The organism is Succinispira mobilis DSM 6222 (genome assembly GCF_000384135.1).
Classification (GTDB): Bacteria; Bacillota; Negativicutes; order Acidaminococcales; family Succinispiraceae; genus Succinispira; species Succinispira mobilis.
Genome location: NZ_KB913028.1, coordinates 1883295 through 1904132 on the forward strand (window position 1 = coordinate 1883295; position 20838 = coordinate 1904132).

General features: G+C 37.7%; 19 protein-coding genes and 1 tRNA gene. 4 read left to right on the forward strand and 16 right to left on the reverse strand.

Annotated elements, in window-relative coordinates; translation table 11 throughout:
* Window positions 1-268: 268 nt before the first annotated feature.
* From SUCMO_RS0108965 to SUCMO_RS0109030, 14 genes are all read right to left on the reverse strand, one after another.
* Window positions 269-1543 carry an SLC13 family permease gene (locus SUCMO_RS0108965; RefSeq protein WP_019880362.1) on the reverse strand — a complete coding sequence of 425 codons (1275 nt, stop codon included), beginning with the start codon at window positions 1541-1543 and terminating at the stop codon, window positions 269-271.
* Between the two features lie 235 nt (window positions 1544-1778).
* Window positions 1779-3053: an SLC13 family permease gene (locus SUCMO_RS0108970; protein ID WP_019880364.1), complete on the reverse strand. Its 1275-nt coding sequence runs from the start codon at window positions 3051-3053 to the stop codon at window positions 1779-1781.
* 297 nt (window positions 3054-3350) lie between these two features.
* Window positions 3351-4625: an SLC13 family permease gene (locus SUCMO_RS0108975; protein WP_019880365.1), complete on the reverse strand. Its 1275-nt coding sequence runs from the start codon at window positions 4623-4625 to the stop codon at window positions 3351-3353.
* A 262-nt stretch (window positions 4626-4887) separates the two neighbouring features.
* Window positions 4888-6162 (reverse strand): SLC13 family permease, encoded by a 1275-nt coding sequence (locus SUCMO_RS0108980; RefSeq protein ID WP_019880367.1) that lies wholly within the window; start codon window positions 6160-6162, stop codon window positions 4888-4890.
* Between the two features lie 175 nt (window positions 6163-6337).
* A complete protein-coding gene (locus SUCMO_RS0108985) occupies window positions 6338-7462 on the reverse strand; it encodes a sodium ion-translocating decarboxylase subunit beta (protein WP_019880368.1) in 1125 nt (374 codons plus the stop codon).
* Between the two features lie 130 nt (window positions 7463-7592).
* Entirely contained in the window at window positions 7593-7982 is a 390-nt protein-coding gene (locus SUCMO_RS11665) for a biotin/lipoyl-containing protein (RefSeq protein ID WP_019880369.1), read from the reverse strand.
* A gap of 44 nt (window positions 7983-8026) precedes the next feature.
* The gene (locus tag SUCMO_RS0108995) at window positions 8027-8368 is read right to left on the reverse strand and encodes an OadG family protein (protein WP_019880370.1); all 342 of its coding nucleotides are present in this window, start codon (window positions 8366-8368) and stop codon (window positions 8027-8029) included.
* 60 nt (window positions 8369-8428) lie between these two features.
* On the reverse strand, window positions 8429-9928 hold the full coding sequence (gene mmdA / locus SUCMO_RS0109000; protein WP_033297422.1) for a methylmalonyl-CoA decarboxylase subunit alpha: 1500 nt from the start codon (window positions 9926-9928) through the stop codon (window positions 8429-8431).
* A 162-nt stretch (window positions 9929-10090) separates the two neighbouring features.
* Window positions 10091-10498: a methylmalonyl-CoA epimerase gene (gene mce, locus SUCMO_RS0109005; protein ID WP_019880374.1), complete on the reverse strand. Its 408-nt coding sequence runs from the start codon at window positions 10496-10498 to the stop codon at window positions 10091-10093.
* Window positions 10499-10537: 39 nt separating this feature from the next.
* Window positions 10538-11482: a methylmalonyl Co-A mutase-associated GTPase MeaB gene (gene meaB, locus SUCMO_RS0109010; RefSeq protein WP_019880375.1), complete on the reverse strand. Its 945-nt coding sequence runs from the start codon at window positions 11480-11482 to the stop codon at window positions 10538-10540.
* Between the two features lie 191 nt (window positions 11483-11673).
* Window positions 11674-12063 (reverse strand): cobalamin B12-binding domain-containing protein, encoded by a 390-nt coding sequence (locus SUCMO_RS0109015; protein ID WP_019880376.1) that lies wholly within the window; start codon window positions 12061-12063, stop codon window positions 11674-11676.
* Between the two features lie 23 nt (window positions 12064-12086).
* A complete protein-coding gene (locus tag SUCMO_RS0109020; protein ID WP_019880377.1) occupies window positions 12087-13724 on the reverse strand; it encodes an acyl-CoA mutase large subunit family protein in 1638 nt (545 codons plus the stop codon).
* Between the two features lie 147 nt (window positions 13725-13871).
* Window positions 13872-15380 carry a succinyl-CoA:acetate CoA-transferase ScpC gene (gene scpC / locus SUCMO_RS0109025; RefSeq protein ID WP_019880378.1) on the reverse strand — a complete coding sequence of 503 codons (1509 nt, stop codon included), beginning with the start codon at window positions 15378-15380 and terminating at the stop codon, window positions 13872-13874.
* A 634-nt stretch (window positions 15381-16014) separates the two neighbouring features.
* Complete coding sequence (locus SUCMO_RS0109030; RefSeq protein WP_019880379.1) at window positions 16015-16908, reverse strand: RluA family pseudouridine synthase; 894 nt, start codon at window positions 16906-16908, stop codon at window positions 16015-16017.
* Window positions 16909-17019: 111 nt separating this feature from the next.
* Between SUCMO_RS0109030 and SUCMO_RS0109035 the strand changes: the two genes are divergently transcribed.
* The 3 genes from SUCMO_RS0109035 to SUCMO_RS0109045 are packed head-to-tail and all read left to right on the forward strand — an operon-like array spanning window position 17020 to window position 18713.
* Window positions 17020-17949, forward strand: coding sequence for a hypothetical protein (locus SUCMO_RS0109035; RefSeq protein ID WP_019880381.1), 930 nt, complete (start codon window positions 17020-17022; stop codon window positions 17947-17949).
* Between the two features lie 48 nt (window positions 17950-17997).
* On the forward strand, window positions 17998-18465 hold the full coding sequence (locus SUCMO_RS0109040) for a peptidylprolyl isomerase (RefSeq protein WP_019880383.1): 468 nt from the start codon (window positions 17998-18000) through the stop codon (window positions 18463-18465).
* 8 nt (window positions 18466-18473) lie between these two features.
* Entirely contained in the window at window positions 18474-18713 is a 240-nt protein-coding gene (locus SUCMO_RS0109045; RefSeq protein ID WP_019880384.1) for a GIY-YIG nuclease family protein, read from the forward strand.
* Window positions 18714-18772: 59 nt separating this feature from the next.
* On the opposite strand, the gene SUCMO_RS0109050 is transcribed toward SUCMO_RS0109045, so the two are convergent.
* The gene (locus tag SUCMO_RS0109050; protein ID WP_019880385.1) at window positions 18773-19411 is read right to left on the reverse strand and encodes a lactate utilization protein; all 639 of its coding nucleotides are present in this window, start codon (window positions 19409-19411) and stop codon (window positions 18773-18775) included.
* A 23-nt stretch (window positions 19412-19434) separates the two neighbouring features.
* Window positions 19435-20598 (reverse strand): MFS transporter, encoded by a 1164-nt coding sequence (locus tag SUCMO_RS0109055; RefSeq protein ID WP_019880386.1) that lies wholly within the window; start codon window positions 20596-20598, stop codon window positions 19435-19437.
* Window positions 20599-20685: 87 nt separating this feature from the next.
* On the opposite strand from SUCMO_RS0109055, the gene SUCMO_RS0109060 reads away from it, so the two are divergent.
* Window positions 20686-20760 (forward strand) — tRNA-Arg (locus SUCMO_RS0109060).
* Window positions 20761-20838: the final 78 nt, after the last annotated feature.

Here is a 20838-nt window from a genome sequence, read left to right on the forward strand (position 1 = left end):
TATAAACTGCCAAGCAGTTTTATAACACTTTTTCTGTTTCCCTATTTTTTTTCTAGCTTTTTTAATTATTTTTATATTTATTTAAATTAATAAATCTTTTCTGTATTTATTAAGCATTTGCTAATTTTCAGTTTTTTAGACTTCTATAAAAAACGTGCTTACACACGCTTCTTATAGGGCATCACTATGTTTATAATATATTACTATCTAGATTGTTTTGCAACTTCAAAATACTTACTTAAGTTCTTAAAAATACTTACTTAATTAATTACTTACCTGGGAAGAATGGCCATACCATTGGAATTACTATCAAAGATACGATAAAGCTAACTACTACTAGACCTGTACCGGCTTTAACATAATCCATAAATTTGTAGTTACCAGGGCCAAGCACCAAAGTATTTGGTGGTGTACCTACTGGAGTAGCAAATGCACAAGATGCTGATACGGCAATTGCCATTAAAACCGCATGTGGACTTGCACCTAGTTGTTTAGCAATCGAAACACCAATTGGGCATAACAGAGCTGCAGAAGCTGTGTTTGACATAAATTGAGTTAAACCACAAGATAGGATAAATAAAATTGCTGTTACAAATAGCGGACTTGGATTGCCACCCATTACGCCTACTACCCATTCAGCGATAAGTTTACCCGCACCAGTTTTATCCATTGCTTCAGACACTGGCATCATACCGGCAAACAAGAAGATTGTTACCCAGTCAATACTTGCATAGGCTTGTTTTTCTGTTAAACAACCTGTTAATACACAAATAACAGCGCCGGAAATTGCGGCCATTTCTAAAGTAAAGCCTTTTAAATCTAATGCCATTACTACGATAACAATTGCTAAAATAACACCAGAGATAATTTGTTTAGTTGGATTTGCTGTGCTAGCTTCAATTTCTTGTTCGATTTCTTGATCAGCACTTAGCTCAACTTTTGGTAACATATATTTACCAATAAACATCATATAAACTATACCTGCTACAGTAATTGGAATTCCAATCCACGCAAATTCAAAAAAACCAAAGGGAGCAAACCCTGCTGCTTTTAAAGCACCAGCTGCGATAATATTTGGTGGTGTGCCTACTAAAGTAATAATTCCACCTAAACCACACGCAAATGCTAGTGGCATTAATTGGCGTGATGCTGGAATTTTTGCGGCTGTACAGATCCCTAATACTACGGGAAGCAAACATGCTGCCGTTCCTGTGTTAGATAGCACTGAAGAAAGAGCTGAACCTACCAGCATAATTCCTAGCATTAAACTATTTTCACCTGTACCTGCCATTTTTACTACTGTTGTACCTACTTTTTGTGCAAGTCCTGTATGGAACATTGCTGCCCCAACTACGAACATCCCAGCAAAAAGTACCACTGTAGAATTTGATAAACCATTAAAAACTGCCTTAACTGGGATAAAACCCATAACCCCACAAGCGATTGCGCCTGCTGTAGCTGTAATTGCTAAAGGTATGATTTCTGTTACGAAAAATAACGCAACTACTGCTAATAAAATCAGACATTTGATTGCTGCTGTCATTAATTTGCCTCCTCTTTTTTAGTAGGTAGTTATATATAAAGCACATAGTGCATGCTTTCAATTTTTAAAATTACATTTATTAAATTTATTTTAGTTCTTTTATTTTCGTTAAATATTTTATTATGTTTTTAAAGTGATTATTTTAGTTTAAAAAGTTTTCCCAATATTCTGAATTTAAATTCTCCAAGAAAAGCGCAATTGCTTGCGTTTTCTCGGTTACTATAAACGTATTTTCTTATTTAGCTGGGAAGAATGGCCATACCATTGGAATTACCATCAACGATACGATAAATCCAACTATTACTAGACCAGTGCCGGCTTTCACATAATCCATAAATTTATAGTTCCCAGGACCAAGTACTAAGGTATTCGGTGGTGTACCTACTGGTGTAGCAAATGCACAAGATGCTGATACGGCAATTGCCATTAATACGGCATGTGGACTAGCGCCTAATTGCTTCGCTATTGATACACCAATCGGACATAATAGAGCTGCTGATGCTGTATTAGACATAAATTGTGTTAAACCACAAGATAGGATAAATAAAATTCCAGTTACTAATAGTGGACTTGGAGTACCACCCATTACGCCTACTACCCATTCAGCGATAAGTTTACCCGCACCAGTTTTATCCATTGCTGCTGACACTGGCATCATACCGGCAAACAAGAAGATTGTTACCCAGTCAATACTTGCATAGGCTTGTTTTTCTGTTAAACAACCTGTTAACACACATACTATAGCGCCAGTAATTGCGGCCATTTCTAAAGTAAAGCCTTTTAAATCTAGAGCCATTACTACGATAACAATTGCTAAAATAACACCAGAGATAATTTGTTTAGTTGGATTTGCTGTGCTAGCTTCGATTTCTTGTTCGATTTCTTGATCAGCACTTAGCTCAACTTTTGGTAACATATGTTTACCAATAAACATCATATAAACTATTCCCGCTACAGTAATTGGAATTCCAATCCAAGCAAATTCAAAAAAACCAAAAGGTTCAAAACCTGCAGCTTTTAAAGCACCAGCTGCGATAATATTCGGTGGTGTTCCTACTAGAGTAATAATCCCACCTAAACCACACGCAAATGCTAGTGGCATTAATTGGCGTGATGCTGGAATTTTTGCAGCTGTACAGATCCCTAATACTACGGGAAGCAAACATGCTGCTGTTCCTGTATTAGATAATACAGAAGACAAGGAAGCGCCGACAATCATAATCCCTAACATTAAGCTATTTTCGCCTGTACCTGACATTTTTACTACTGTTGTACCTACTTTTTGCGCAAGTCCTGTATGGAACATTGCTGCACCAACTACGAACATCCCGGCAAAGAGAACTACTGTTGAGTTTGACAAGCCTGTAAAAACTGCTTTAACTGGTATAAAGCCTAAAACTCCACAAGCGATAGCACCTGCTGTGGCCGTAATTGCTAAAGGTATGATTTCTGTTACGAAAAATAAAGCAACTACAGTCAATAAGATTAAACATTTGATTGCTGGGGTCATTTAAACTCCTCCTCTTTCTACTTTAAAAGTAGTATTTATTTAAAGCACACTGTGCATGCTTCCACCCCTTAATTACCTATATTTACTATACTTATCTCGAACTTTCAGTTATTACTTTACATAAAGTAATTAAAGTAATCAATTACTTTAATTTATTAATTGTTTTCTTTAATTACTATATTTTATTAATTAATTGGTAATGTTCTGACTTTTTAAGTTACAAGAAAATCGCAATTGCTTGCGTTTCTTGCGGTATCACTATACTAATTATACATTAATACCTATTTTTTTGCAAGATTATTTTGCTGGGAAGAATGGCCATACCATTGGAATTACTACTAGAGATACGATAAAGCACACTACTACTAGACCAGTACCCGCTTTAACATAATCCATAAATTTATAACCACCAGGACCAAGTACCAAAGTATTTGGTGGTGTACCTACTGGTGTAGCAAATGCACAAGATGCTGATACGGCGATTGCCATTAGCACTGCTTGTGGGCTTGCACCTAGTTGTTTTGCGATTGATACGCCAATTGGGCATAACAGAGCTGCTGATGCTGTGTTCGACATGAATTGGGTTAAACCACAAGATAGGATAAATAATATTGCTGTTACGAATAGCGGACTTGGAGCGCCGCCCATAATTCCTACTACCCATTCAGCGATAAGTTTACCTGCACCAGTTTTATCCATCGCTGCAGACACTGGCATCATACCAGCAAATAAGAAAATTGTTACCCAGTCAATACTTGCATAGGCTTGTTTTTCTGTTAAACAACCTGTTAATACACATACTATAGCGCCAGTGATTGCCGCCATTTCTAAAGTAAAGCCTTTTAGATCTAATGCCATTACTACAATTACTACTGCCAAAATTGTACCGGCAATAATTTGTTTGGTTGGATTTGCTGTGCTAGCTTCGATTTCTTGTTCGATTTCTTGATCAGCACTTAATTCAACTTTGGGTAGTAAATATTTTCCTAAAAACATCATATAAACAATGCCCGCAAAAGTTAAAGGAATTCCAATCCAAGCAAATTCGAAGAAACCAAAAGGTTCAAAGCCTGCTGCTTTTAAAGCACCGGCCGCAATAATATTCGGTGGTGTACCTACTAAAGTAATAATCCCACCCACTCCACATGCAAATGCTAGTGGCATTAATTGACGTGACGCTGGAATTTTTGCAGCTGTACAAATTCCTAGTACTACTGGCAGTAAGCAAGCTGCTGTACCAGTGTTCGACAATACTGATGATAAAGATGCTCCAACTAGCATAATACCAAACATTAAACTGTTCTCACTGGTACCTGCCATTTTTACTACTGTTGCCCCTACTTTTTGTGCAAGTCCTGTATGGAACATTGCTGCCCCAACTACGAACATCCCGGCAAAAAGTACCACTGTTGAATTAGATAAACCACTGAATACTGATTTTACAGGAATAAAACCTAGTACCCCACAAGCGATAGCGCCTGCAGTCGCTGTAATTGCTAAAGGTATTATTTCAGTTACAAAAAATAAAGCAATTACAGTTAATAAGATTAAACACTTGATTGCTGGTGTCATTTAGACTCCTCCTTCTTTTTCTTAGAATAGTATTTTATTTAAAGCACATTGTGCATGCTTCCATAGTTATTGTACCTAAAAACTTGTACATTTTTTAAATATTGTAATCACTTTTTTAACTTTTTTAAGTGTTTTTTTAACTTAATAAATTAGTCTATCAATTGGTAATTTTCTGATTTTAAAACCCACAAGAAAGCCGCAATTTATTTGCGTTTTCTTGCATAACACCTAAGTGTTATCTTTTACTAAAAATTATAAATTTCTATTTTCCTGGAAAAAATGGCCATACCATTGGGATTATAACTAATGATACGATAAAACATACTACTACTAAACCAGTTCCGGCTTTCATGTAATCCATAAATTTATAACCACCAGGACCAAGCACCAATGTATTTGGTGGTGTACCTACTGGTGTGGCAAATGCACAAGATGCTGCTACGGCAATTGCAACCAATACGGCTTGTGGACTAGCACCTAATTGTTTAGCAATCGAGATCCCTATAGGACATAATAAAGCTGCTGATGCTGTATTAGACATAAACTGAGTTAAACCACAAGAAAGAATAAATAAAATTCCTGTTACTAAGAGTGGACTTGGAGAACCACCCATAATACCTACTACCCATTCAGCTATTAATTTACCTGCACCAGTTTTATCCATTGCTGTAGACACTGGCATCATACCGGCAAATAAAAAGATTGTTACCCAGTCAATACTTGCATAAGCTTGTTTTTCTGTTAAACAACCGGTTAATACACAGACTATTGCGCCTGTTATTGCGGCCATCTCTAACGTAAAACCTTCTAAGCCTAGAGCCATAGTCACAATTACTGCGGCCAATATTGTCCCGGCAATAATTTGTTTAGTTACATTATCAGATGCTACTTCTACTTCTTGCTCTACTTCTACATCTGCACTAAGCTCAGTCTTAGGCAACAAATACTTTCCAATAAACATCATGTAGATAATACTTGCAAAAGTTAAGGGAATTCCAATCCAAGCAAATTCAAAAAAGCCAAATTCTGGCAATCCAGCTGCTTTAAGAGCCCCAGCTGCGATAATATTTGGCGGTGTTCCTACTAAAGTAATAATTCCACCTACCCCACACGCAAATGCTAGTGGCATTAATTGACGTGATGCGGGAATTTTCGCGGCTGTACAAATCCCTAATACTACTGGTAGTAAGCAGGCCGCTGTACCTGTGTTCGATAACACGGAAGATAACAATGCTCCGACAATCATAATTCCAAGCATTAAACTATTTTCACTAGTACCTGCCATTTTTACTACTGTGCCGCCTACTTTTTGTGCAAGACCTGTATGGAACATTGCTGCCCCGACTACAAACATTCCAGCAAAAAGTACTACCGTCGAATTTGATAGCCCACTAAATACGGACTTCAACGGGATAAATCCTAATACCCCACAGGCAATAGCACCGCTCATTGCAGTTACAGCTAGAGGGATAAGTTCAGTTACAAAAAACAAAGCTACTACTGCTAATAAAATCAGACATTTTACTGCTGGAGTCATAATGTTCTACACCTCACATTTTCAATTTTCAAAGAACAACTATCCTATTGATGTGCAAACGCAACTAGTACAATACTATAAAATTAATATCTTACATTTTTAAAATCCCATTTACTAATTTTAGAGTATGGTGTAGGGCTGGAGCGCACCTACACCAACTAATTAAGTTTTTAAATTAACCTTTAAGCATTGCTAGCATTGTTCCAGCAGCAACTGCTGTACCAATAACCCCAGCAACGTTTGGACCCATAGCATGCATAAGTAGGAAATTTGCTGGATTTGCTTTTTGTCCAACAACTTGTGATACCCGTGCTGCCATCGGTACCGCAGAAACACCCGCAGAACCGATAAGTGGATTAACTGCTCCGTTAGTAACTTTCTTCATAATTTGTCCAAAAATTACCCCTGCCGCTGTACCAGCTGCAAAAGCTATTAGTCCAAGACCGATAATAAGTAAAGTTTGAACAGTTAAGAAAGATTCTGCTGACATAGTTAAACCTGTACCAGTTGCCAACATTATTGTAACAATGTTCATCAAAGCATTTTGTGAAGTATCAGACAAACGCTCTGTACAACCTGATTCTCTGAACAAGTTACCAAGCATTAACATCCCTATTAGGGAAGTTACAGGTGGTAATAGTAAGCTTACGATAATTGTAACTGCTACTGGGAATACTAGTCTTTCAAATTTTGTAACTGGACGAAGTTGTTCCATTACAATTGCCCGGTCTTCAGCTGAAGTCAAGGCCATCATAATTGGTGGTTGAATCAATGGTACTAGCGACATATAAGAATAAGCCGCTACGGCAATTGCCCCTAGCAATTGAGGTGCCATCTTCGCAGCCATATAAATAGCTGTTGGACCATCTGCCCCACCGATAATACCGATTGCAGCAGACTCTTGCACTGTAAACCCTAACATCATTGCACCAATTAAAGATACGAATACCCCTGCTTGAGCAGCTGCACCTAATAATAAAACTTTTGGGTTAGCAATAAGTGGACCGAAGTCAGTCATTGCCCCAACCCCTAAGAAAATCAATGGTGGGAATATTTCATGGTGAATACAATACAAAATTACTTGCATTACACCAGGAGAATCTTCAAAACCAGTTTTTGGCATATTCGCAAGAATACAACCAAAAGCAATTGGACTTAATAACAATGGCTCAAAACCTTTACCTATAGCCATATACAATAGTACGCAACCAACGATAACCATTGCAAAATTACCCATAGTAAAAGCCGCAAAGCCACTATCGTTCCATACGGAAGCTAACGCGATTAAAAATGCATCCATTAAATTAATTCCTCCTAATTTAAATTCTGAGGAATATTACCTTAAGGTATTACCTCAAGGTAATACCACTATTGCTTGATAGAATTCCCTATCAAGTAGAATTTTTACTCATATATTAATTTTTCCAGAATTAGCCCATTACAACCATAACGTCGCCAGTAGCAACTGCTTGGCCTGCAGAAACACGAACGTCTGCAATTTTACCATCAGCTGGAGCCATGATTTCGTTTTGCATTTTCATAGCTTCAAGAATAAGAACTACATCGCCACGTTTAACCGCGTCGCCAGCTTTAACTTTAACTTCTAAAATTTTACCAGGCATTGGAGATGTAATTGTAGCTGCACCTGCTGCAACTGGAGCTGCTGCTTTTGGAGCTGGAGCTGCTGCTTTAGGAGCTGCTGCTGGAGCTGCAACTGGAGCTGCTGCAACTTTTGGTGCTGCGACTGGAGCTGCGCCACCTACTTCTTCAACTTGAACTTCATAAACTTGACCATTAACAGTAATATTAAATGCTTTCATTAAATAAATCCTCCTCAACATTCTAAACGATGTTTTTTATAAGATTAAAACATTTGGTTACGAGTAGTCACTGCGTCCACACGCGCATTTTGTGCCCAACCTTGAGATGGAACACGACGAATGCAAGCGATTTGTGAAGCGCTGTAACCATAAGCTGCTACTGCAGCGGCGATAACGGCGATAACTTCAGTATCATCTTGTGCTTCGACTTCAACTGGAGCTGCTACTGGAGCTGCTACTGTTTCTGGCTTAGCTGTTTTTTTTTGCGTTGGATCTATAACACTAATCAAGTTGATTATAACACCTAACGCACCTAAAACCGCAAATACGATAGTCATATTAATTAATGCTATCATCCACGGATTAGTAGTTGCTGGTCCCCCCATTTAGTTCACCTCTACTTAAATTATTTCTACATCAACAACCTGTCACCTAACATCAACTAATTATAGAGGAATGTTACCATGACGTTTTGCTGGACGTACTTCGCGTTTAGATTCTAACATTTTCAACGCGTTAATAATAGCTGGACGAGAATCTTTTGGCTCAATAACCATGTCTACAAATCCACGAACTGCAGCTTGGTAAGGAGTTGCAAAGTTTTCTACATACTCAGCAGTTTTAGCTGCTACATCTGGGTCTTTACGGAAAATAATGTTCGCTGCGCCTGCAGGTCCCATAACCGCAATTTCAGCTGTAGGCCAAGCAATAACTTGGTCTGCACCCAAATCTTGAGAACACATTGCCAAGTAAGAACCGCCGTAAGCTTTACGTGTAACCAAAGTAATTTTTGGTACAGTTGCTTCAGAATATGCATAAAGCATTTTCGCACCATGACGGATAATACCACCATATTCTTGACCAACGCCAGGTAAGAAACCAGGAACGTCAACAAGGTTTAAAAGTGGAATATTGAAAGCATCACAGAAACGAATGAAGCGAGAAGATTTATCAGATGCATTAATATCTAAGCAACCAGCCATAACTTTTGGTTGATTAGCAATGATACCAACAGTTTGTCCATCCATACGTGCAAAAGCAGTGATGATGTTTTGTGCAAAGTATTCTTGTGATTCATAGAATTCACCATTATCTACGATGCTACGTATAACATCTTTCATGTCATATGCTTGGTTAGAGTTATCAGGTAATAAAGTGTTTAATGCTTCATCAGTACGCATAGCATCATCACCAGTTTCAACAATAGGAGCTGGCTCCATATTATTGCTTGGCAAGAAGCTCAACAAGTAACGGATTTGTTTTAAACAATCTTCATCGTTTTCAGTTGCGAAGTGAGCAACACCAGAAGTAGCATTGTGAGTCATAGCGCCACCAAGTGCTTCTTGAGTTACTTCTTCACCAGTTACAGATTTTACAACTTCTGGACCAGTAATGAACATTTTACTAGTGTTCTTTACCATGTAGATGAAGTCAGTTAATGCTGGAGAGTAAACTGCGCCACCTGCTGAAGGACCCATGATTGCAGAAATTTGTGGTACAACACCTGATGCTAAAGTGTTTTCGAAGAAAATTTTACCATAGCCTGCTAATGCATCAATAGCTTCTTGAATACGTGCTCCACCTGAATCGTTAAGACCGATACATGGTGCGCCCATTTTCATAGATAATCTTTGTACTTTAACAATTTTAGCAGCATGCATTTCACCAAGAGAACCACCTTCAACAGTGAAATCTTGTGCAAATACATAAACTAGACGGCCTTCAACAGTACCGTAACCAGTTGTTACACCTTCGCCAGGAAGTTCTTTCTTTTCCATGCCGAAGTTTGTGCAACGATGTGCCACAAAACGATCCAATTCTACAAAGCTACCTGGATCTAATAATACTTCGATTCTTTCACGAGCAGTTAATTTACCACTCTTGTGTTGTTTTTCAACGCGATCAGGACCACCTGCCGCTAGAATCTTTGCTGCGCGTGTGCGCATTTTCTCAATTTTTGCTTGAGTAGACAAATTAGTACACCTCCACAAGTTTTATAACACGACTTATATCTACACCTAATGATTTAGGATGTATTCATAATACCATTACAAGAGTGTTGCCCAAGCAGCACTCTTGTAATTTAAGAGTTACAACTTAATTTTAAATTATTTGCGTTCTGAAAGTTCCATTAGGATACCGCCAGTAGCTTTTGGATGAATGAAAGCGATTGAAGCTGCGCCAGCACCATAACGAGGTTTTTCGTCAATAAGACGAACACCTTTTTCTTTAAGTGTTGCTAATGCATTTTCGATATTGTCAACGCGTAATGCAACGTGTTGGATGCCTTCGCCACTTCTTTCGATGTGTTTAGCAATAGGGCCATCTGGAGAAGTTGATTCTAACAATTCTAATTCGCTATCACCACATGGGAAGAAGCAAACTCTTACTTTTTGTTCTTCAACTACTTCATCACCAGCTGATTTTAATCCTAGAACTTCTTCATAGAATTTTTTTGCAGCTTCTAAATCTTTTACTGCAATACCAATATGATCTACTCTTGTTACTTTAAACATATTCTTTACCTCCTCTTATTTTCCAGGTGAATTTATATTTTATTTTAATACCTTGGAAACAATCTCATCAACTACCGCATAAGGGTTAGTTTCACGTTCTTGTAGCTGTTTTACAGTGTTATCAAACCCTGAAGTATTGATAACCTCTTTAGCTATGTAACGATTGATTTGTTCATTAATCATGGCAGAGATTTCTGTTTTGATTCGCTCTGCTCTTCTTACTGCTAATTCTTTACTTTCACGCATATACACAGCGTGTTCTTCTATAGAATCGACTACTTGAACTACGCCTTGGTTGTCGCTTGCTATTGTACGATTAATCGGCGGTTTCCAAGCTACACTTTTCGGATTTAATTCAAGCATCATTTGAATTTCAATGTTTAATCTATCAACACCCTCACGATCGGCTTTGTTGATAGTAAATAAATCGCCAATTTCTAAAATACCAGCTTTGATGGCTTGGATGTCATCTCCCATGCCTGGTATTAATACAACCATTGTAGTATCAGCAGTTTTTACAATATCTACTTCTGACTGACCTACACCAACTGTTTCGACAATAACGATATCAATGCCAAAAGCATCCATTAATTTTACAACTTCAGCAGTTTTTTGCGATAAGCCGCCCAAACTACCACGAGTTGCCATACTTCTTATAAATACACCCTCATCGCTAGAGAGCTCTAACATTCTAATTCGGTCACCGAGTATTGCGCCGCCAGAGTATGGACTAGTCGGGTCAATAGCTACGATACCAACAGTTTTCCCGCGTTTACGATATTCTTTGGCAATTTTATCTGTAAGTGTGCTTTTCCCTGCTCCTGGTGGGCCTGTAATACCTAATACATAAGCATTGCCAGTATGCGGATACAACTTACACATTATTTCTACTGCATCTTCTTGTTCATTTTCCACAGCTGTGATTGCTTTGGATAAAGCCAATCTGGATTTATTCAATACGCCTGCTACGATATCTAACTTCAATCAATACACCACCTTATTTTGGGTATATACTTATGGATAATAGTTGACAACATTAAGTTGTCAACTATTATCCTGTTAATTAAACCTAGGTAGTGACATATGTTAACATAAAGTATTAACCTTTCCTAACAACTCACCGCGAGTGCAGGGTTAGGGCATATGTCTTGCCCTATATTTTTTTATAGTCAATATTAAGCGTTAGCTTTAATAAATTCTACGATACTTGTAGTTGGAGTTCCTGGTGTAAATACTTCAGATACACCTGCAGCTTTTAAGCCAGCGATATCGCCGTCTGGAATAACGCCACCACCGATTACCAATACGTTGCTCATGCCTTTATCTTTCAAAAGAGCTACAACTTTTGGGAAAAGGGTGTTGTGTGCACCAGATAACAAGCTCAATGCAACAACATTTACGTCTTCTTGTAATGCTGCTTCAGCGATTTGTTCTGGAGTCAAGCGAATTCCTGTATAAATTACTTCGAAACCTGCATCGCGCAATGCACGTGCTACAACTTTCGCACCACGATCATGACCATCAAGACCTGGTTTTGCTACTAATACTCTAATACGTTTTTCCATTTTTGCTCCTCCCTACTTCTATCCTATAGATTAGTGCTTGCTTTGTATTCGCCGAATACTTTACGCATAACACCACAAATTTCACCTTCAGTAGCATAAGTTTTAACTGCTGCTAAAATTAAAGGCATTAAGTTAACGCTTTCATCTTTACAACCAGCTTCAAGATCTGCTAATGCTGCTGCAACTGCTGCGTTATCACGTTTAGCTTTTAATGCAGCAATTTTTTGTTTTTGTAGTTCACCTACAGATGCATCTACGCGAAGAAGGTTCTTTGGTGCTTCCTCTTCGATTTGGAATTTATTTACACCAACGATAATACGGTCGCCTTTTTCAACGTCCATTTGCCATTTGTAAGCACTATCTTGGATTTCTTTTTGGATATAGCCTTTTTCGATTGCTACTGGTGAACCACCAATTTCATCGATTTTAGCGATGTATTCCCATGCTTCAGCTTCAATTTTGTTAGTCAAAGCTTCTACATAGTAAGAGCCGCCCAATGGATCAACTGTATCAGCTAAGCCACTTTCGTAAGCAACGATTTGTTGTGTACGAAGAGCAACACGTACTGAATCTTCAGTAGGAAGCGCAAGAGCTTCATCTTTAGAGTTAGTATGTAGTGATTGAGTACCACCCATAACAGCTGCTGCAGTTTGAAGAGCAACACGTACAATGTTGTTTTCTGGTTGTTGTGCAGTAAGCATTGAACCAGCTGTTTGTGTATGTACACGTAACATCATTGATTTGTCTTTTTTCGCTTTGAAACGCTCTTTCATTACTTTAGCCCAGATACGGCGAGAAGCACGGAATTTAGCAACTTCTTCTAGTACGTTGTTATGTGCATTCCAGAAGAATGACAAACGACCAGCAAAAGCATCAACATCCATACCAGCTTTAATTGCAGCTTCGCAGTATGCAATACCGTTAGCAATTGTGAATGCGATTTCTTGAGATGCTGTAGAACCAGCTTCACGGATGTGGTAACCAGAAATTGAAATTGTATTCCATTGTGGTACATTTTTAGAACAATATTCAAAAATGTTTGTAATCAAACGCATAGATGGAGCTGGTGGGAATATATAAGTACCACGAGCTGCATATTCTTTAAGAATATCATTTTGGATTGTACCAGTTAATTTTTCAGCAGAAACACCTTGTTTTTCAGCAACTGCAATGTACATAGAAAGTAGTACAGATGCTGGTGCATTGATAGTCATAGAAGTAGAAACTTTATCTAATGGAATGCTGTCGAACAGAATTTCCATGTCTGCTAAAGAGTCAATAGCAACCCCTACTTTACCAACTTCACCTTCAGCTATTGAATCGTCAGAGTCATAACCGATTTGAGTTGGAAGGTCAAATGCTACAGAAAGACCAGTACTACCAGATTCTAGTAGGTAACGGTAACGTTTGTTAGATTCTTCTGCAGTTGAGAAACCAGCATACATACGCATAGTCCAGAAACGACCACGGTACATAGTAGGTTGAACACCACGAGTAAATGGGTATTGACCTGGGATACCTACTTCGCTTTCGTAATCAAACACATTGATATCAAGCGGAGTGTAAAGTCTGTTTGGCTCAAGGTTTTTTCTTTCTGGGAATTTAGCAAGCGATTTTTCCACTTTTGCAGTGTAAGCTTGCAAGTTAGTTTTTAATGCCATTCTTAAAATCCTCCTCTGTTTGGTTAACACATATTTTTTTCATGTAATTGCTAATGCAAAAACACGTGGGTTGCCTCATCAAATAACGATGAGATTTATAAGCAAAGCCATAAAAGGCTTTAGCAGCATTGTTGGGTTGTGGGCAAACTATTTTATTTTCATGCTACCAGTTTTGTTGAAGCGAATATGGAAAGACAACGCTTCTTCAAGAATATGTGGTGTATGTGCATGTTTAGTAGCCACAATTGCTCTTTCAAGATAATCTCTCAACATTGGTTGATAATCTGGATGAGCTACTTTCTCAATGATTTCTTTAGCGCGATCTACTGGGCATTTGCCACGAAGATCAGCTACACCACGTTCAGAAACAATGATGTCTACGTCATGCTCAGTATGATCATGATGTGCAACCATTGGTACTACTGAAGAAATATCGCCATTTTTAGCAACTGAATTTGTAAAGAATACTGTTAAGTAACCATTACGTGCATAGTCGCCTGAACCACCGATACCATTCATCATTTTAGTTCCAGTAATATGTGTAGAATTTACGTTACCATAAATATCTACTTCAATTGCTGTGTTCATAGCGATTACGCCAATCCGACGAGCAACTTCTGGGCTATTAGCAACTTCTTGTGGACGTAGGATAATATATTTTTTATATTTTTCTACGTTTGCATAGAATTTTTCTAAAGCTTCTGGTGATGGAGATAAAGCTGTACCTGAGCAAACTGTTAATTTGCCAGCATCAATTAAATCAAACATCCCATCTTGTACTACTTCTGTGTAAACTGTCAAATCTTTAAAGTCAGAGTTTACAAGACCGTTAATAACTGCGTTAGCAACAGAACCTACGCCAGATTGTAATGGCAACAAGTTCGCTGGTAAATGACCAGCAGCAACTTCAGCTTTAAAGAATTCAACTAAATTTCTACCCATAGCTTTTGAATCTTCATCAATCGGACCTAATGGACGTACTTTGTCAGTAATATCGCAAGGTACAATAGCTACAATTTTAGCTGGGTCACATTTAATATATGTTGTTCCAATAATATCTCCAGGAGCCACTACTGGAATTTCTTTACGATTAGGTGGATCCATTGGTACATAAGAATCATGCATGCCTTCTAAAGCCAATGGTTGAGTTACATTCACTTCTACAATAATTTGTTTTGCAGTTTGTGCATATGAAGATGAGTTCCCCATTGAAGTTGTAGGTACAATATAACCGTCTTCAGTAATTGCGCAAGCTTCAATAATAGCTACATCTACGCCACCACCAAAGAACCCATAACGAGACATTTGTGCTACATGGCTAAGATGTAAGTCAGTGTATTTAACTTTACCAGAATTAATAGATTTACGAAGAGTATCATTAGTTTGGTAAGGTAAACGTTTGTCAATAGCATTCGCTTCAGTTAACGCACCATCTAGTTCTGGACCTACAGAAGCCCCAGTCCAAAGGTTAATTTTCATTGGATTTTTCTTTGCCTTTTCAGCTAAAGCCAATGGCACCGCTTTAGGATAACCTGATGGAGTAAAACCACTAGTAGCTACATTCATACCGTCTTTAATAAATTCAGCAGCTTGTTCAGCTGACATGATTTTATCATGCAATTTGGCACAACGTACGCGATCACGAATTTCAATCATTAATTTTCTCCTCCTTGAAACTATTTATGATTTTTCATTATGCTATAGTGTATAACACTAAGGGCAACTAATTAAGTCTACTCAAGAGTTTCTCAACTGTTTAGTAGCAATAAAAAATAGACACCATTAAACATCTCTTGCCGCCTTAGGCGAAAACTACCTGCTTAAAGTGTCAGTCTACCAGTAACTTAGCCCTTTTGATCAAACTAAGCTGTTGCAAACCACTAATCTATCTCGAATCTATACTTTCGTCAAGGCGCTTTCACCTATCAGTCTATACGTTCTTAAATATCTAGCCTCTACCATATCTATATTAAGATTTTTAGTTAATTTGATTTTCCCTCAAGTTATATATTCTACACCCTTCCGGAAATTCCTGCTTACTTTGTAAAAAATTTACATTTTTTTCGCGTAAATTTGTCACCTAACTGTCTAAAAGTTTTCCTAAAGTCATTCTTTTAGAACTTTATCAATAACTGGAATTTTTAATTTCAAACGTCTATAAATACTCTTATAATATACCACCTTCAGAAAAAAAAATCAAATGAAAAATGGCATAAATTGCCACTAAAATAAGTTTTAGTTCAATTCACACTCATTAATTGTTCTTTAAGAGCTATAGTTGTTTTTTTTGTCACTTTTGCTTGCTTATAAAAAGCAACATGTCCTTCGGGAAAGGAGTTTTTATTTTTTTCATTTCTCCTGTCTTGTGTTCAATAAATTTTATTTGTTCAGCATGCAAAGCTTGACCTATAAAAGCAGGATTTTTCGTTCCGTATAGCAGATCTCCCAAAATCGGTAACCCTATATGCGTTAGATGTACCCGTATCTGATGGGTTCTTCCTGTTAACAACTCTAGTTCCAAAAGCTTATAATTATCGGTTAATTTTTCTCGCACCTGATACCTTGTTACCGCATTTTTCCCACCTTCACTGACAATTCGTCTATTCGGACTCTTAGGGTCTTTGGCTATTTTGGCCACAATCTCCCCCTGGTCAGACAGAAGATCTCCTTGTACTATAGCCACATAAGTACGTTTAACAGCACCTTCTTGTAACTGTAATTCATATAATTTTTTAGCCTGCACATTTTTAGCAATCATAACACAGCCAGTAGTGTCTCGGTCTAGGCGATGTATCGCATGCAATTGCACTTCGGGCTGTTTTTGATATTTATTTGCTAAAAAATTTAGCAGAGTTCCATGCGTCGTTCTCCCCGCAGGATGGACCAGGATACCAGCTGGTTTGTTAACAATTAACAAGTTTGAGTCTTCATATAATACTTCTATCTCAAGTTCACTATCTTGTGCTAATAAATTATTTTTTTCTCGCAACACAATAACCTTAAGACTATCGCCCGCGCGAACTTTTCTTTCAACATTTGTAACTTTGCCGTTTATCAATAAGCCACGCGCCCTTGTAAGTTTTTGAAAATTTCGGGCTGAGATCTTCAAAACACTACGCACATACTCTTTTACCGTCAAACCATTAAACTGGGCTTCAATAAAATACTCTTCAAATTCACGCATTTAAGCACACTCCATTTTTTATTTCCAAAACTATTATACTCTAGCAGGATATTTTAGCAAATATGTCGAATATTAATAATTTATATCAAGAAGTGAAAAGGCGGTAAAAGAATGTCCAAAAAAAGTTGGTACACTAAAAAAAATCCTCTCAATCGAGCAAAAAACAAAACCACATCCATGTCAGTTACACCTACCAAATTTTGGCAAAACACCAGTGGTAAATTTTTAAATTTAAGTCGTGATATTTCTTTTTTTGATCCTACTATGAAAATAGTTTTTACCTTAAGTATTTTAGTTGTTCTAGCTAGTTTACTTTGGAAAACACTTTTTACTAATGTTTCTTCCGAAGCAAGCACTATTTTCGCCCTTAACAATGGGGCCATTTTCTTTTTTTCTTGGCTCTTAGCTAGAGAAGTTGATCCAGATCGACCTTTAGGCGCTTATGTTTCCGCGGCACTTGCAGTCGGCACAGCCCTAATTTGGGGAATTGGAGATATTGCCGTGATTTTTTGGTTAATGATGCTTATGCGGCTATTAAATCGTTCCGCCGGTTTAGGTGCCGGTTTATTTGATAATCTAATTATTTTAACAGCAACTTATTTTGTTGCCTACAAAGGCTATTGGTTATATGCTGCCTTAACAGCAATTGCCTATGCTTTAGAAACGCAACTCCCCAAAGGAAGTCCACGTAGTTTTTATGCTGCGGGTTTTGCTTTTTGGATCGCCACCTTATCGCAAGGAGTTCCTCTCGGCGATAGTAGCATCCCTGCTGATATCTTTTCTTTTATGATTTTAGCAACTATTCTATTTTTGCCAATAGTTCGGATGAGTACAGTTTTAAAAAGCATCGGCGACTATGATAAAGTAATTTTGAATACTTACCGAGTACAAGCAGCACAAATATTTTTTCTCGCAGCAGCCTTTATTTTAACCTGGTTTTATGGAGAGAAAGTGCTTAATTCCTTATTGCCAGTCTGGTCAATTGCCTGCGGCACTGGATTATACCTATTATCAACAGTTTTCACCCGAAAAAAATCATGATATAATTATCTAGGAAAAATTTTTGAATTAGCAAGGAGAAAAAATTTCATGAGTAATAAAATTGTTTGTTTCCAAACCAATTATGGTGACTTTAAAGCAGAAATGTTCGAGGATAAAGCACCCCTAACTACCGAAAACTTTCTTAGTTTAGTAGCTAAAGATTTCTACAATGGTGTAATTTTCCATCGTGTTATCGAAGACTTTATGATTCAAGGTGGCGATCCAACTGGCACGGGTATGGGTGGTCCCGGCTATAACATCAAAGACGAGTTTCACCCTGAACTGCGTCATACTAGTGAAGGCTTGTTTTCTATGGCTAACGCTGGTCCTAACACTGGTGGTTCGCAATTTTTCATCACTTTAGCAGCAACTCCTTGGTTAGATGGTCGCCATGCAATTTTCGGTAAAATAATTGAGGGAATGGATGTCATCAAAAAAATAGGCACCTGTGCCACAGATTTTCGCGATCGTCCCACCGAAGATATCATCATGGAAAAAGTATTTATTGAAGAATAATTCAAATTATGTCCTTTGTCTATATTTTAGAATGTGCCGATAACACCTTGTACACTGGCTGGACAACAGATTTAAACAAGCGACTTCGGCAACATAATTTAGGTACTGCTTCCAAATACACCAAAGTCCGTTTACCTGTAAAGTTAGTATATTTTGAGGAAGTTGCTAATAAAAGTCTTGCCTTAAAACGCGAATATGCCATAAAAAGCTTAAGTCGTGCCCAAAAACTAAATTTAATTAACAAATAACATTTAACATTAAAAAAAGAAACAGCGCTTAGTTAAAACTAGGCGCTATTTCTTTTTGCTTAATAACCCAAATTTTCTTCAATAACTACTATTTCAATCTTAGTTTGACTGGGTTTCTTATTGAATATTGTCGTTACCCGACAAATATTGTCAGGCACATTGCATTTACAACAATAACCTGTTTGCGTGCAAGGTGTCGCTTTATTTAGCCTTTTAGCATTAATAGGTGCGGCTATATTTTCAATTCTCTGCATAGCCGCCGGAACATCAGCCACAAGCTTGTTTAAACCACATACCACAATAACTCTTGCAGGGCCAAAAGTCATGGCGGCAACCCTATTCCCAACCCCATCCGTATTAACAAGCTTACCATCTAAGGTAAGCGCATTAGTGCTAGTTAAGAAAATATCCGCTCCTAGTTGTTGGCGTCTAATTTTTTGTGCTTCTTCTGGGCTACTTGCTTTTGAATGATCATAAAGTAAATTACCCCGTCGCGCCAAAGCTTCTGGCAAACCAACCTCTTGTAATGTTTTTGAACCACCTATGCCAACAGTAGCCGCTAAGGGTATACTAGCTAGTATTTGCGTCAAGGCAGCTTGGCAATCAGGATAAATTTGCACCTCAAAGCCATTTTTTTCCAAACCTTTTACCAATCGTTCTTTTACCAAATCCTCATGCCATTTTTTTGCTAAATCCATTCAATTCCCCTCCTAAGTTAAGTCTATTTCTGATCATTTGGCAACCGTGAAACTAAAACCAATCCTAAAAGCGGTAAAAACATTAATAGTTTAAAAACAATTTCCAAGCCAAAATTATCAGCTAAAAATCCTAGAGCAGTAACACCTACCCCGCCCAAGCCAATGCTAAATCCTATGGTCAGACCAGAAGCCATGCCTATATTGTTCGGTAAAAGTTCTTGGGCTAAAACTACTGTTGTCGCAAAAGAAAATACTAAAGCAAAACCTAAAACAGCTGTTAAAACTATTGTACTTAATCCCGATGAATAAGGCAATAAAATTAGTAATGGTAATGTAATTACCATGGACGCTAAAATTATTTTTTTCCGCCCAAACTTATCACTTAAACTTGCCCCTAAGAAAGTACCCAAAACTCCAAATACCAAAAACATACTAATCAGATTGGCTGCATATTTAGGTTCCCCCGCTAAATTTTCAATATAATATAAGGGTAGATAGGTCGTTATCCCCATTTGAATTGTGGAACGAATAAAAATAAAACTAATTAGCATAAGCAAGTAATAATAAGCCTGCGCTACTTTTGCAGCAGGTTTTATTTTTTCACCTTTAGAGCCAACTTTCGTATAGGTATCCAATTGCCCGCGGGCTTGCATAAGCCAAGCAAAAACTAGAATTCCAGGAATCAAGAAGTATACGGTATTATATAAATCGCCTGGTAACACAATCAACACACTCATAATAATTGAACCTAAAGCAAACCCCAAGTTTCCACCTACGGAAAACAAACCCATGTTCTTGCCTTTGCTATCTGCACTGCTCAAAAGCATCGCGGACCGCGAAGCTTGAGGATGAAACGCCGCTACGCCCACACCTGTAATTATAACTATAAACAGCAAGGAGCTATAGCTTGTTGCATAACCTGTAAGAACTATTCCTATAGTCGCTACCAAAACACTTGCGGGCAACAACCAAAATATCGAAATTTTATCCGTATAATATCCAAACAAAGGTTGGATCACTGACGATGTAAGATTTTGTACTAAAACAATCATCCCTACCTGTGAATAATTCAATAAAAATTTTTCTTTTAAAAATGGTAGCAGTATTGGTACTGCACCCTGAGTTAAATCTGTAACCAAATGCGCAATCGCCAATAACAATATTGGCAAATTATATTTAACAGACATATTTCACCATCCTTTTTCATGCTACTTGTATTATATTACACTAGACACTTTTTTTCTAGCGTGGTATACTATACAAGTGTAAAAAACGCGCCTGTAGCTCAGTGGATAGAGCATCGGCCTCCGGAGCCGGGAGCGCAAGTTCGATTCTTGCCAGGCGCACCAATTAGTGTTTAAAATCCTTTGAAGCAAAACTTCAAAGGATTTTTGTTTTCCCCATCAGCTCCCGACCTCTCTTTTTAG

What these genes read in the sequence shown, in the direction of transcription:
- SUCMO_RS0109020 (WP_019880377.1), bottom strand. Translation starts at nt 13,724, where the DNA reads ATGGCATTAAAAACTAACTTGCAAGCTTACACTGCAAAAGTGGAAAAA.
- SUCMO_RS0108975 (WP_019880365.1), bottom strand. Translation starts at nt 4,625, where the DNA reads ATGACACCAGCAATCAAGTGTTTAATCTTATTAACTGTAATTGCTTTA.
- SUCMO_RS11665 (WP_019880369.1), bottom strand. Translation starts at nt 7,982, where the DNA reads ATGAAAGCATTTAATATTACTGTTAATGGTCAAGTTTATGAAGTTCAA.
- SUCMO_RS0109015 (WP_019880376.1), bottom strand. Translation starts at nt 12,063, where the DNA reads ATGGAAAAACGTATTAGAGTATTAGTAGCAAAACCAGGTCTTGATGGT.
- SUCMO_RS0108985 (WP_019880368.1), bottom strand. Translation starts at nt 7,462, where the DNA reads ATGGATGCATTTTTAATCGCGTTAGCTTCCGTATGGAACGATAGTGGC.
- SUCMO_RS0108995 (WP_019880370.1), bottom strand. Translation starts at nt 8,368, where the DNA reads ATGGGGGGACCAGCAACTACTAATCCGTGGATGATAGCATTAATTAAT.
- SUCMO_RS0109040 (WP_019880383.1), top strand. Translation starts at nt 17,998, where the DNA reads ATGAGTAATAAAATTGTTTGTTTCCAAACCAATTATGGTGACTTTAAA.
- SUCMO_RS0109050 (WP_019880385.1), bottom strand. Translation starts at nt 19,411, where the DNA reads ATGGATTTAGCAAAAAAATGGCATGAGGATTTGGTAAAAGAACGATTG.
- SUCMO_RS0108980 (WP_019880367.1), bottom strand. Translation starts at nt 6,162, where the DNA reads ATGACTCCAGCAGTAAAATGTCTGATTTTATTAGCAGTAGTAGCTTTG.
- SUCMO_RS0109045 (WP_019880384.1), top strand. Translation starts at nt 18,474, where the DNA reads ATGTCCTTTGTCTATATTTTAGAATGTGCCGATAACACCTTGTACACT.
- scpC (WP_019880378.1), bottom strand. Translation starts at nt 15,380, where the DNA reads ATGATTGAAATTCGTGATCGCGTACGTTGTGCCAAATTGCATGATAAA.
- SUCMO_RS0108965 (WP_019880362.1), bottom strand. Translation starts at nt 1,543, where the DNA reads ATGACAGCAGCAATCAAATGTCTGATTTTATTAGCAGTAGTTGCGTTA.
- SUCMO_RS0108970 (WP_019880364.1), bottom strand. Translation starts at nt 3,053, where the DNA reads ATGACCCCAGCAATCAAATGTTTAATCTTATTGACTGTAGTTGCTTTA.
- SUCMO_RS0109030 (WP_019880379.1), bottom strand. Translation starts at nt 16,908, where the DNA reads ATGCGTGAATTTGAAGAGTATTTTATTGAAGCCCAGTTTAATGGTTTG.
- mmdA (WP_033297422.1), bottom strand. Translation starts at nt 9,928, where the DNA reads ATGCGCACACGCGCAGCAAAGATTCTAGCGGCAGGTGGTCCTGATCGC.
- SUCMO_RS0109055 (WP_019880386.1), bottom strand. Translation starts at nt 20,598, where the DNA reads ATGTCTGTTAAATATAATTTGCCAATATTGTTATTGGCGATTGCGCAT.
- mce (WP_019880374.1), bottom strand. Translation starts at nt 10,498, where the DNA reads ATGTTTAAAGTAACAAGAGTAGATCATATTGGTATTGCAGTAAAAGAT.
- SUCMO_RS0109035 (WP_019880381.1), top strand. Translation starts at nt 17,020, where the DNA reads ATGTCCAAAAAAAGTTGGTACACTAAAAAAAATCCTCTCAATCGAGCA.